The 12,650-nt window shown below is 51.7% G+C and carries 10 protein-coding genes; 4 read left to right on the forward strand and 6 right to left on the reverse strand.

The window, feature by feature from the left end; genetic code table 11:
- The first annotated feature begins 50 nt into the window (after positions 1 to 50).
- A complete protein-coding gene (locus ACGJAX_RS14160; protein ID WP_390959866.1) occupies positions 51 to 1,124 on the forward strand; it encodes a glycosyltransferase in 1,074 nt (357 codons plus the stop codon).
- A 175-nt stretch (positions 1,125 to 1,299) separates the two neighbouring features.
- Here the strand turns inward: ACGJAX_RS14160 and ACGJAX_RS14165 are convergent, their stop codons facing one another.
- The 6 genes from ACGJAX_RS14165 to ACGJAX_RS14190 form a co-directional block, all read right to left on the reverse strand.
- Positions 1,300 to 2,484: an acyltransferase family protein gene (locus tag ACGJAX_RS14165; RefSeq protein ID WP_390959532.1), complete on the reverse strand. Its 1,185-nt coding sequence runs from the start codon at positions 2,482 to 2,484 to the stop codon at positions 1,300 to 1,302.
- 472 nt (positions 2,485 to 2,956) lie between these two features.
- Complete coding sequence (locus tag ACGJAX_RS14170) at positions 2,957 to 4,084, reverse strand: glycosyltransferase (RefSeq protein WP_390959534.1); 1,128 nt, start codon at positions 4,082 to 4,084, stop codon at positions 2,957 to 2,959.
- Positions 4,077 to 5,117 (reverse strand): NAD-dependent epimerase/dehydratase family protein, encoded by a 1,041-nt coding sequence (locus tag ACGJAX_RS14175; protein ID WP_390959536.1) that lies wholly within the window; start codon positions 5,115 to 5,117, stop codon positions 4,077 to 4,079. The genes ACGJAX_RS14170 and ACGJAX_RS14175 overlap by 8 nt, the downstream gene beginning before the upstream one ends.
- An 11-nt stretch (positions 5,118 to 5,128) precedes the next feature.
- The gene (locus ACGJAX_RS14180) at positions 5,129 to 6,406 is read right to left on the reverse strand and encodes a nucleotide sugar dehydrogenase (RefSeq protein WP_390959868.1); all 1,278 of its coding nucleotides are present in this window, start codon (positions 6,404 to 6,406) and stop codon (positions 5,129 to 5,131) included.
- 37 nt (positions 6,407 to 6,443) lie between these two features.
- Positions 6,444 to 8,390, reverse strand: coding sequence for an asparagine synthase (glutamine-hydrolyzing) (asnB, locus tag ACGJAX_RS14185; protein WP_390959538.1), 1,947 nt, complete (start codon positions 8,388 to 8,390; stop codon positions 6,444 to 6,446).
- Between the two features lie 19 nt (positions 8,391 to 8,409).
- Complete coding sequence (locus ACGJAX_RS14190; RefSeq protein WP_390959540.1) at positions 8,410 to 8,823, reverse strand: hypothetical protein; 414 nt, start codon at positions 8,821 to 8,823, stop codon at positions 8,410 to 8,412.
- A 1,213-nt stretch (positions 8,824 to 10,036) separates the two neighbouring features.
- On the opposite strand from ACGJAX_RS14190, the gene ACGJAX_RS14195 reads away from it, so the two are divergent.
- From ACGJAX_RS14195 to ACGJAX_RS14205, 3 genes are all read left to right on the forward strand, one after another.
- Positions 10,037 to 10,633, forward strand: a complete 597-nt coding sequence (locus ACGJAX_RS14195) for a sugar transferase (RefSeq protein ID WP_390959542.1) — start codon at positions 10,037 to 10,039, stop codon at positions 10,631 to 10,633.
- Positions 10,630 to 11,247, forward strand: coding sequence for a NeuD/PglB/VioB family sugar acetyltransferase (locus ACGJAX_RS14200; protein ID WP_390959544.1), 618 nt, complete (start codon positions 10,630 to 10,632; stop codon positions 11,245 to 11,247). The genes ACGJAX_RS14195 and ACGJAX_RS14200 overlap by 4 nt, the downstream gene beginning before the upstream one ends.
- Before the next feature lie 104 nt (positions 11,248 to 11,351).
- On the forward strand, positions 11,352 to 12,530 hold the full coding sequence (locus tag ACGJAX_RS14205; protein WP_390959548.1) for a DegT/DnrJ/EryC1/StrS family aminotransferase: 1,179 nt from the start codon (positions 11,352 to 11,354) through the stop codon (positions 12,528 to 12,530).
- Positions 12,531 to 12,650 lie beyond the last annotated feature (120 nt).

Raw genomic sequence — 12,650 nt, forward strand, 5'->3', positions numbered from 1 at the left:
GGGCGCGATAAGGTTTGGCTTTTAGCTTCTTAAGCGAGACATGATTGAGTATGAAAATTTTATTGTTATCAAAGTATTCTCGTTTGGGGGCGAGCAGCCGTCTTCGCTATCTTCAATATATACCCAGTCTTGAAAGAGGCGGCGTCGAGGTAGTAGTTCAGTGTTTGTTTGATGATGCCTACCTTAAGAGTCTATACAGCTCAGGCAAACGTCCAGTTCTTCGGTCCCTGTATTGTTATCTGAAGCGCTTTTTTGTACTTTTCACCGTCCGTAAGTACGATATTATCTGGATAGAAAAGGAGGTATTTCCGTATTTTCCGGCCACAGTAGAGAGGCTTTTGAGAGCTTTTGCTCCGCCCTATGTTGTGGATTATGATGATGCAATATTCCACGCTTATGACCTTTCATCAAGTTCGCTCATTCGCAAAGTTTTGGGTAGAAAAATTGATGTCGTAATGCGTAATGCTCAATGCGTGGTTGCGGGAAATAATTACCTGGCCAGTCGTGCAAGAGCGGCAGACGCCAAAGATGTAGTTGTTGTTCCCACCGTAGTCGATAAGAACCGGTATTTGGCCAAGCTGGATGTTAGTGGTCAATCGCTGGTTATTGGTTGGATAGGTTCACCTTCGACACAAAAATATGTAGTCGAGATCGGGCAGGTGCTTCGCAAGATGTGCGATGAGTTTGGGGCTCGGGTCATGCTGATGGGAGCCACGCCAGAGATTGTTAAAGAACTACCCGGGATCGACGTAGAGGTACGGCCTTGGTCAGAGGACAGTGAGGCCGACTTCATACGACAAATAGATGTAGGCATCATGCCGTTGGTTGATGGCCCTTGGGAGAAGGGTAAGTGTGGCTATAAGCTCATTCAATATATGGCATCCGGTGTTCCCGTAGTTGCTTCTCCGGTTGGCGTGAATATCGAGATTGTTGATGGAAACCAATGTGGGCTGTTAGCCGATAGCTCAGCGGAGTGGGAGTCGTCTTTGCAGAAGCTTTTAGGCAATGCTGATCAGCGATTACACTATGGTCGAGCGGGGCGGATGGCAGTGGAAACTAGATACACTCTGCACGTACAGGTAATGATTTTGAATAAAATCTTCAAGAGTGTGGTTGGAAGATAAAGGATAATTGCGATAAATAGCCCCGGTGTTCTCCTGTTCTTGGTCAGCTTTAGAACAGGGGAGCACAGGGGGGAGCATGGAAAGGATTTGGCAGTTGAATGGCCGCACAGCAATACTGGTTTACTACCTTTTTTTGTTTTTCCGTGATTGCTGGGTGTGTTTGGAAGTGCATAACTCAATATATTACTTTTTTCTCGGCCAAGATTCTTCGTGCTACTGAGTTAACCTGCTTAACCCACCAATCATCAAATCTTGATAGCGGAAGTGCCAGCGCAATTGAGGTGACAGCAGTAACAATAAAGACGGTTATTAAATTTGGTAGATTACCGATTCCGTGGTTTGCTAATGTCAGATAGACGTAGCTTGATAATGAGCAGATTATCAGAGTGTGTACAAGATATAGTGGAAAGCTAATTTTTCCAATGAATCTCAAGGAGCTTCCGTTCAGGCGCATAAATAATTTTCGATTGGTCATGGTGGCGAATATTATGCATGCAGAGCCAAGTGTATGAAGCAATGTCTTTGTATGTGCCTTTAGGATGTCAGGAGTATGTGATACCCATGCATATGATTTTTCAGGAATCATATATCCAAGCATAAACAGCCCAAAAATAATTAGCGTTATAGATGCCTTGAACGAGATCTCTTTTTTGTTTTTGGCTAAATAGCAGGAAAGAAACGTGCCGACAACAAAAGGAAATATAAGGTCGTTGTAAAATAGTGCTGATATGGAAGTTGTCATTAGGGCGTAAAATAAAAAGCGATATCCGAGGATTAAGGCGATAAAGCAAGTAAGCATGTAAACAATTATGCTGCCAAAAAACTCTGCTTTCATGGTCCAAAGGTTGTTGTTGTAGCTGTATTCTCCTGTAAAAAAGGTCGTAACCCCTTGAACTATGGAGTCGATGAAGCTTGGTTCAAACCCTGGAGTCAATCCATTAGCAAATGCGTCAAGCCATGGGCTCAGACTTATTTTTGAGGCCTCGTGAAAGTAATACAGATTAAGCCTGAATAAGAAGTAACTTCCGACCGTTGTAATCGTTACAGTGGCGGCAAGCCTCGGGAATCTTTTGATGAACGCTAAAAGAAGTTTTTGTGGGTTTTCATGGTTGAAATAAGACCAGCACAAGACGAATCCGGAAAGTGTAAAGAAAAAGCCGACAGCCGCGGTCCCGTTGAAGAGTGCAAAGAACGGCTGCCCTATGAAGCTGTCTTTGTTTCGTAGTTGCTCAAGCAACCCTGTTGTGTATGGGGAAAATCCCAAGAAGAAGTGGTGAATAAGCACAATAAATGCAGCTATTCCCCGGTAAGCTTCAAGAGGGATTAATCTATTGTTTCCGTGTTCTGCTTCTGCTGGCATGTCAGACCTTGAGTGTACCCTGAATATTTATAGTTTAAATCCATTAGAGTTGGACGGTAAACGCATTTATTGGCTTGGGATGGTTCGGCGTTTTCAATGCGGTTATCGAATCAGCCGTATAATTATGAAGCCTTTTATCGACTGTTTGCTCAAAACTCTGGGTCAACACACGATACACGGTGGGGCCTTGTGGGTATGAACAAACTTCTTATTTGGACTCAAGCGCAACGCCTTGGTCCAGTGGGACACTCGACTCGAACACCGGCACACGACTCTCTACGTGAGTCAGGCACGTTTAAATTCATTCAGAGTCACCAGGACTTGAAGGCCCCTTGTCTGGCTGGATCCAGAATCCGATGAGGGCATAGTAGGCCAGTCGCAGAAGCGCTTGGCACAGAGCCAATGGAATTGGAGGGAACTAGAGCTGTCCAGGTTTGGTGTCGGATGTTAACACCGCGCCAGGCCAGGCCAGTTATTGGTTCTCCAACTCCATGGCTGCGATCATGGCTGCGTTCACCCGATGTACATCATACTTTTGTGCCGCCAATTCGCGACTGATACGACCCATCTGCTCGCGCAACTCGCTTGCGTCTGCCAGGCGCGCCATAGCTTTCGCCAGATCAGTCGAGTCGCGAGGCCTCACAAGTATGCCATTGACTCCGTCTTGTACCGTTTCACGACATCCTGGTGCATCGGTAGTGATGATTGCTCGCCCACTGGACATTGCTTCGAGCACTGAGCGTGGTGTGCCTTCACGGTATGAAGGCAGCACAAATACGCTGCAGGCGGCGAGGTAAGGCTTCACATCACTGACTGCACCGTGATACTGGATAACCCCTTCTTTTTCCCAGCCAGCAACCACGTCTGCGTTGATTCCCGATGGGTTTGAGTCCAGTGGGCCGACTAAATGGAAAATCGCTTGCGGGTGCGTAGATTTCATTACCCGAGCGGCCTCGACATACTCAATTATGCCTTTATCACGTAGCAGTCTGCCCACAAACAGAAAGCTTGGCTGGGCAGGCAAGGGGGCTACCGGAAAGCGATCAGTGTCGACTCCGGAGCCATTGACGATCCAGGCCGGAATAGCCGCCTTGAAAAGGCCCTGGTCCTTGAACAGCTGTCGATCATCGGGGTTCTGGAAAAACAAACCATTGGCGAAGTGTAGCCCGAACCGGTACAGGCCCGATGCGACACGATTTAACAGGCGGCGACTGACGCTTGCCTCGACTTCGGTAAACGCATAACCAAGCCCTGTAATAAGCGCGTAGCGCCGCTTGACTCCAGCCAAGCGTGCGGCAGGCAAGCCATAAACCACCGGCTTAATCGTATAGGCGAGCGCCACGTCGGGCTTTATCTCACGTAGACACCGCCTGAGACGAAGCAGGTAGCTTAGGTCGGCAAATGGGTTTACCCCGGCACGTGCCATCGGGACAACATGGTATGCAATCCCTTTTTCGGCCAGTCGCTTTCGTACTGAATCGTCATCTTCGGGCGCTATGGCGGCTATTTCATGGCCATTAGCCTGCATAGCATCCAGAAGTTCCCCGCGAAACCGAATCAGCGATTCGGCGAGCCCGGCAATGACGACAATCTTAGACATGCTTGCCTACGTAGGTTGTGTAGTAAGTTACAGAGGCCAGCAGGCCGGCGGCGATACGGTGTGATGGAGCGTAACCAAGCAGCGATTGTGCCTTGCTGATATCCGCCTGGGAGTGACGCACATCGGCCGCTCTAAAGTCACGGTACACTGGATTCACATCCTTGAGCTCAGGCTTGTCGGCGCTGGCAAGTTCACGGATATGAGCGAACAGGTCGTTCAGTGTGGTGCGGTCGCCTACAGCCACGTTGAATACCTGGTTTACCGCTTCGGCTTCTTTTGTCGTAGCCGCCAGGATATTGGCTTGCACGGCATTGGCCACGTAGCAGAAGTCTCGGCTGGTTTCACCGTCCCCGTTGATATGAATGGGTTCGTCTCGGAGCAGGGCGCCGAACCATTTTGGAATCACCGCTGCATACGCGCCATCGGGATCCTGTCTTGGGCCGAACACGTTGAAGTAACGCAGCCCAATGGTCTCCAGTCCATAGCAGCGCGCAAACACGTCTGCATACAGTTCATTTACATATTTGGTGACCGCATAAGGCGAGAGTGGGCGACCAATCCGGTCTTCGACCTTGGGCAGGTCTGGATGATCACCATATGTGGAGCTGGATGCCGCATAGACGAAGCGCTTGGCACCGGCATCCCGGCTGGCGACGAGCATGTTCAGGAACCCATCGATGTTCGTACTATTGGTGCGGATCGGGTCTTCCAGCGAGCGGGGTACGCTGCCCAATGCCGCCTGGTGAAGAACATAGTCCACACCTCCCGCCAGAGCACGTTGGCAGTCTTCCAGTTTACGGATGTCACCCTCTACAAACTTGAATTGTGCCCAGGCTGTATCGGAAACAGCCTGCTCCACCAGATCAAGGTTACGTTGGTGGCCGGTCTCGAAGTTGTCCAGACCAATCACGCTCTGATTAAGCTGAAGTAGTGTCTCAAGCAAATTCGAGCCGATGAAGCCGGCAACGCCGGTAACGAGCCAGGTGCGCGGCGAGGCCACCAGTTTTTGACGTAAAGTTTCGTAAGTATTCATGCGATTCTCCATTAAAGGCGCCAGAAGCGCGCGCCGGCACTTTGCAGTGCAGGGCCGTCGCAAACACCTTTGACATCGATGACGACGGGGGCGGTGTGCATCAGCTTCAGGTATTCGTCGTTAGTCCAGTGCGCATAAGTGTCGTGGGCAACGGCAACCACGACTGCAGCGGCAGGCTGGAGTTGGTCTAGCTTGAGCAGTGAAACACCATATTCGTGCAAGGCTTCTGCTGGCTCTGCTTCCGGATCGAAGACTTGTACCTTGACGCCGAAGTCTTCGAGCTCACGAATGATGTCGATAACACGAGAGTTGCGCAGATCAGGGCAGTTCTCTTTGAAGGTCAATCCAAGCACTGTGACTACGGCGCCAGCAATCGGATGGCCTGCATGGATCATCTGCTTGATCGTCTGCTGGGCAATAAATGCGCCCATGCTGTCATTGATGCGACGGCCAGCCAGAATTACCTGTGGGATATATCCAAGCTTCTCGGCCTTGTGGGTTAGATAGTAAGGGTCCACGCCAATGCAATGTCCACCTACCAATCCGGGCTTGAATTTCAGGAAGTTCCACTTGGTGCCTGCCGCTTCCAGGACGTCGATCGTGTCGATGTCCATGCGGTCGAAGATCAGAGCCAGCTCGTTCATCAAGGCGATGTTTAGATCGCGCTGTGTGTTCTCGATTACTTTGGCGGCTTCGGCTACTTTGATGGACGCCGCTTTGTAAACGCCAGCCGTGACCACGGTGCTGTACACGTCGGCCACGATTTCAAGTGTGGCCGCGTCTTGTCCGGATACCACCTTTTTGATTTTGGTGAATGTGTGTTCCTTATCACCCGGGTTAATGCGCTCCGGGCTGTAACCCACAGTGAAGTCGATGCCGCATTTCAATCCCGATACGCGCTCGAGGATTGGAACGCAGATGTCCTCTGTCACGCCAGGGTAAACGGTCGATTCATAGACGATAATATCGCCCTGTTTGAGCGCTTTACCGACTGTTTCGGAGGCCTTGAGCACCGGGGTCAGGTCTGGTTGGTGGGCGTCATCAATCGGCGTAGGCACCGCTACAATATGGAAGTCCGCCTGAGCAAGAACTTCGGTCTTGCTGGTGAATTCAATCTGTGTCTGCGCCAGCTCTTCGCCGGTGATTTCGTTCGTGCGGTCTTGTCCCGCGCGTAGTTCTTGCAGACGGCTTTCATTAATGTCGAATCCGATTACAGGCCCGTGTTTGCCAAATGCTACAGCCACGGGCAGGCCTACATAACCCAGCCCGACCACTGATATCTTTCTGATATACATGGATTTTCCTCTAATAAATGAAATCTTTTATTCAGATGGCTCGTTTTCGATCGAGCCATGCCTGGAACATCAGCACAGGCCAAAGCTGATGCTGGTAGTTTCCTTGTCCTCGAAGGTGTTTTTCCCAGACGGCCCGGATTGGGCCAGGTGTGAAATAACCCTCTCTTGCCAATCGCTGTGGGTCCAACAAGGACTCGGCCCAGTCACGCAATGGGCCCCGCAGCCATTCATGTAATGGGATACCGAAGCCCATTTTAGGGCGCTCGATAAGCTCTCGTGGAACGTAACGATCGAGTAGCTGGCGCAGAATCCACTTGGTGCTGCCATTGCGTACTTTGAACGACATCGGCAATGCCGTTGCGAATTCGACGATCCGATGGTCCAGGAACGGCACGCGGGTTTCGAGGCTGACCGCCATTGCTGCGCGGTCAACTTTCGCCAGTATGTCGTCAGGCAGATAGGTCAGCGTGTCCTGGCGCATCATCCAGGAGGCGAAATCGCTGTCCCCAACGGATGCCGCGCTGGGCATGCAGTGCGCGCCAATGATGACGTCGCTCGCATTTGGCCACTGTGAAACCACGCGATCATACATTAAGCCAGGAGTGTCGTGACGCATGACGGTGGCGAGTTTGTGGAGCTTGTCTCCAGGTAGTCTGACACGAAGGCTTGTTGGGGTAATCGGCGTTAATCCGCTAGCGATGGAATCCCAGCGACTTGGGGAGGCAGACTCAATCATTCGTGCTGCCAGCCTGCGGGCAGGGCCGGGCACACGACTGAGTTTGCGCCATACATTGGGCAGGAACTGATAGCGATTGTATCCACCGAACAATTCATCACCCGCATCGCCAGACAGACTCACAGTGACGTGGCCGCGCGCCAATTGTGAAACAAGATAGGTCGGGATCTGCGATGAGTCGGCGAAGGGTTCGCCGTAGATGTCGGGTAATTTCGGTACCACGTCCAACGCGTCGGTGCCTGAAACGTAAAGTTCTGTGTGGTCGGTGCCGAGGTGACGGGCCACGGCTTTTGCGTGTTCGGCCTCGTTGTAACCAGCATTGTCAAAGCCAATCGTATAGGTCTTGACCTTCTGAGAGGATAGCGATTGCATCATGCCTACGATCAGGCTTGAGTCGATGCCTCCAGACAGGAATGCGCCGAGGGGCACATCGGCCACCATTTGCTCGCTGATGGTTGTACGCATCAGCTCGTCAAGTTGGTCGATCATCTCTGAATCGGAAATTCCCGTGTGGCTTCCGAGTTGTATAACAGGTAATTGCCAATAGGCCTGCGGCGCTCCAACGTTGCCACTCTCCAGTGCGGCGTAATCGAGTTCGATCCATGTGCCTGGAGGCAATTTGTGAATGCCTTCATAAATTGAATGCGGCGATGGCACATACGCATACTTCAGGAGCAGAGCGAGGCTGTCGCGCGAAACTTCCGAGTCAAAGCCTGGGTGCGCCTCGAGTGCCTGCAGCTCCGAGGCGAAGAGTAGCGCGCCTTTCTTAAGGCCGTAATAGAGTGGTTTTTCACCAATCCGGTCACGCGCAAGAGTAAGGGTTTCGCGAGTGCGGTCCCATACCGCCAGAGCGAACATGCCGACCAGCCTGCTTAAGGTTTCCTGGATACCCCAATGCTCGAAGGCCGCCAGCATCACCTCTGTGTCCGAGTGGCCGCGCCATGGCAGTGGGCTCTGATGGGCTGCATCCAGCGACTTGCGCAGGACCTGGAAATTGTAAATCTCACCGTTGAAGACAATGACATAGCGACCGGTTGGGGATGCCATTGGCTGGTGACCGGCCGAGCTCAGGTCTACTATCGCCAGTCGGCGGTGGCCAAGGAAAAGACCGGCGCCATTGTCCCACGCTCCGGCGTCATCGGGGCCGCGGTGAAGAATGGCGTTGGTCATGCGGGTAAGGGCCGTCAGCCCGTCGTACCTGCCTTGGCTGTTAGGGTGCCAGAACCCTGCAATACCGCACATGGAGCAATCTCGTTGTAAATTAGTTGGATTGAGGCTTTTCGCGTGAGGTAATGAAGCTGCCATCCCTGACCGCTAGCGCGCGAATGATCCTATACAGACTGAATACGGGCTGGCGGAGCATGAAGTGCTTCCCGGGGAAAATCATCAGGAAGATCAGCAATGACAGCGAATACGGGTATCTGGCTCGATACGTTGTGACCAGAAGCCATGTATACAAGGCGCCAATCAACAATACTCCCACGTTACCGGCCGGGATCAGCATGTCGAAGCCTGGTTTGTGGACTTCCTGCTTATTTTCAGGATGGTCAAAACAGGAACGCGCGCCAGGGTCATGGGCGGGTTTGTAGCTACCCAAGGTTTCAGCGCCGTCGGTATGACTGACATAGATGACTATGAACTCGGTTGCGAACGCTTGCAGGAGAGCAGCTCCCATGATTGGCGCCGCCAGTCTGCGTTCTGTTTCTTGTTTACGCCAGAGCAGACACGTAACAAGGTGGTCGGGGGGATCGTTCTAAGCACAAAGGCATCCAGTATCCATTCGATCTTTTGTGCCTTGGCAGCAGCGACGATCACCACCGTAACGACTCGGCTTAATTGGATACATAATTGATATTGTGCGAAGGCAAAGTGCCATGTCCGTAGGTTGTTCACACTGCTTCAATTCAATGCTGCTGATGCACCCAGCTCCAGCTCCAGCAACTGCCATCCGCAACCTGGGAAATCGATGTGGAAAAAAAAGACCGGGAAAATCAACATGTTCAACAAGAAATTCCGACCATTGCCTGAAAACAGAGCAAGGGATTTTGTTCAGCCCGCTTTTCAAGTCCATTTACCTATTCCGCATACATAGGTTTATCAATGTTCCGGTGTCCATCCGGAAACGGTTTGCATCGCAAAACATGTCGTGAACCATGGAGTTTTGGAAGCAATTTTTCTTGTGACCTCCATCGATGTACGTGTGAGTGATCGATGGGCAGCATTCCAAAGTCCTTTAGGATGCGTGCGTGGTCGCCAGCAGCAAGGCAGCATGGTCTGGAGGTGGGGAATGATACTGGATAGGGCGGTTCTGGCAAGTGGCATGAGTTGGTGCCGCACTCGCAGATAAATGTTCACTTGGGTGAGTCGTGCGTAGGCATCATCGAGCAGGTTGGGTGGGGACCAGTCACAGATAGCTCAAGAAAATCGGAGGCAGAACTCGGCCTGTTCTGGTCATTCCGGGCAGGGAGAGAGGGCGTTTTCGGGAAGCAAGAATCGAGAATAGAGCGATTCATTGTTTCAGGCGCAAATGGTCGTCTTCGAATTTTTTGCCTTCAGGGCATCGATATTTTCCATCATTTGGCCGGGCTATAGTGCTGGAAATGGTATAACGGGAGCAGCCGTTGGCCAGGTGCCGGAGGCGAGAGGAATCAGGTCGGTTTTATCTCTTTCGTAGCAGCTGTAAGCAGAATCCAATTTTGATTACTGTGATTGCCTTTGAGATTATGATGGATAGGGTCACTTAATTTGCCGCTGCCAGCGTTGTAAAAGGTGATTCGACTGCCGTGTGCAAAAAGCGGCGTTATAGCCGCTCGAGAGGGAGAAATTCCGTCTTAGACACATGCAGCATTGTTTACACGTGCACAGCCAATCAATATTCGGGTCAATAAATGTTCAAGCGGTTCATCGACATCTGCGCTTCATTGTGTGCACTCATACTTCTAGCTCCTGTGATGGCTATCGTAGCTTGGAACATTCGCAAAAAGCTCGGTTCGCCTGTCCTTTTCAGGCAGGTTCGCCCCGGGCGTGGTGGCAAACCTTTCGAGATGGTGAAGTTTCGGACCATGCGCGACGCTGTAGATGCCGATGGACAACCTTTGGCCGATTCGGAGCGAATGACGCCTTTTGGTAGTTTCCTGCGCGCCAGCAGCCTCGATGAATTGCCTGAGCTGTGGAATGTCCTTAAGGGGGACATGAGCCTGGTCGGGCCTCGACCACTGCTGATGGAATACCTGCCTCTATATAGCCCGGAACAGAATCGTCGTCATGAGGTTCGTCCAGGGGTAACCGGATGGGCGCAAGTCAATGGCCGCAATGCGCTGAGTTGGGATGAGAAGTTCAAGCTGGATATCTGGTATGTCGACAACCAATCTTTGTGGCTCGACCTCAAGGTCATTTTCATGACCGTGAAAAAGGTGCTCGTTAAAGAGGGTATCAGTGGGGATGGCGAAGTCACTATGTCCAAATTCACGGGTAACAAACCATGAAAAAACTGGCGATTCTAGGGGCCAGCGGACATGGGAAGGTCGTGGCGGACACAGCTCAATGCTGCGGTTGGGACCAAGTGGACTTTTACGATGACGCTTGGCCGTCTTTCACGCGCAATGGTAACTGGCTCGTGGTGGGCGATTTTGCAGCGTTGTACACTCGACTTGAGAGCTATCAGGGCGTCATTGTTGCTATCGGCAATAATAGTGTTCGACATGAGAAGCTTGCGGCGATGGCCGATGCGGTAGCTCCTGTCGTGACATTGATTCATCCAATGGCAACTGTCAGCCAATATGCCAGTGTCGGCCTCGGCTCTGTCATTTTTGCCGGGGCGGTGGTCAATGCGGACGCGAAAATCGGGCTAGGAGCGATTCTCAATACGGGTTGCAGTGTCGACCATGATTGTGAATTGGGGGAAAGTGTCCACATCAGCCCGGGCGCCAGATTGGCCGGTGGTGTCAGCGTGGGAGACCGGAGCTGGGTCGGAATCGGTGCCAGTGTCAGGCAATTGGTTCGCATTGGCAGTAATGTAGTCATTGGGGCTGGCGCGGTAGTCGTCAGCGAGGTGCCTGATGGCGTAGTGGTTGTGGGTGTACCTGCCAAGGTGATTTAACGGCTCAAGCAGACATCGACTACGATAGAAGTCATGGTCGATACTGGATGTAAACGTGTAGTTTTTCTCTGAATTTCCATCTTGAAAATTAATGGGTATGGGCTGTGTTGAATTCTCCTTTCTCTCCTTGGCCTTCTTTTTCCGAAGAAGAAGCCAACGCAGTACGTGACGTCATTCTTTCCAACAAAGTCAACTACTGGACCGGGCAGGAATGCCGCGAGTTCGAAAAAGAGTTCGCTGCCTGGAGTGGATCCCAGTATGCAATTGCCTTGGCCAACGGCACTGTTGCCCTGGATCTTGCATTTCAGGCGTTAGGCATTGGAGCTGGCGATGAGGTCATTGTGACCTCCAGAACATTTCTTGCCTCGGTGTCCAGCATCGTCAATGCTGGTGCGATACCTGTCTTTGCCGATGTGCACCCTGATTCGCAGAACATTACGGCGCAAACCATTGCCGCTGTGTTGACCCCGCGTACCCGGGCAATTGTCTGTGTTCATCTGGCGGGCTGGCCTTGCGACATGGATCCGATCCTGGCCCTGGCCGAAAAGCATGATCTCAAGGTGATCGAAGATTGCGCTCAGGCCCATGGCGCGAAGTACAAAGGACGGCCGGTCGGGTCTATTGGACATATCGGTGCATGGTCGTTCTGTCAGGACAAAATCATGACCACCGGTGGTGAAGGTGGGATGGTCACGACCAATGACCGCAATTTGTGGTCGAGCATGTGGTCCTACAAAGATCACGGCAAGAGTTGGGAAGCCGTATACGAGCGAGAACACGCTCCTGGTTTTCGGTGGCTGCATGAAAGTTTCGGTACCAACTGGCGCATGCTGGAAGCGCAAGGTGTATTGGGTCGAATTCAGCTGCGGCGTATGGATCATTGGCACGAAGTGCGTTTGGCTAATGCCCATAAAATCTGGGACACCGCTGATAAATTGATCGGTTTGCGAGTACCAGTAGTCCCGACGGACTGCTTGCACGCGGCTTACAAATGCTATGTATTCGTCGAGCCCGAAGCATTGAAAGCTGATTGGAGTAGAGACCGGATACTCAACGAGATCGCAGCGCGCGGAGTTCCCTGCTTTTCCGGTTCTTGCTCCGAGGTCTATCTGGAAAAGGCATTTGACAATACTCCATGGCGTCCGGTACAGCGTCTGTCGGTGGCAAAAGATTTGGGTGAAACGAGTTTGATGTTCATGGTGCACCCGACATTGACCTCCTCGGAAATTAACAAGACATGTCAGATCCTGAGTGACGTCATGCAAGAAGCAGTAGCTGGTTGAGCCTCGATCACGCTTCTTGTTTTGTGGGGTTTGCCCAGTCGAGTGAACCTTGTTTAACGAAAAGCTGTCTAAAGCAGGAGCCGTTCAGGATGAAGCTGCGGCAAGCATAATTTGAATAGA

The sequence above is a fragment of the Pseudomonas moorei genome (genome assembly GCF_042846945.1).
GTDB classification, from domain to species: domain Bacteria; phylum Pseudomonadota; class Gammaproteobacteria; order Pseudomonadales; family Pseudomonadaceae; genus Aquipseudomonas; species Aquipseudomonas moorei.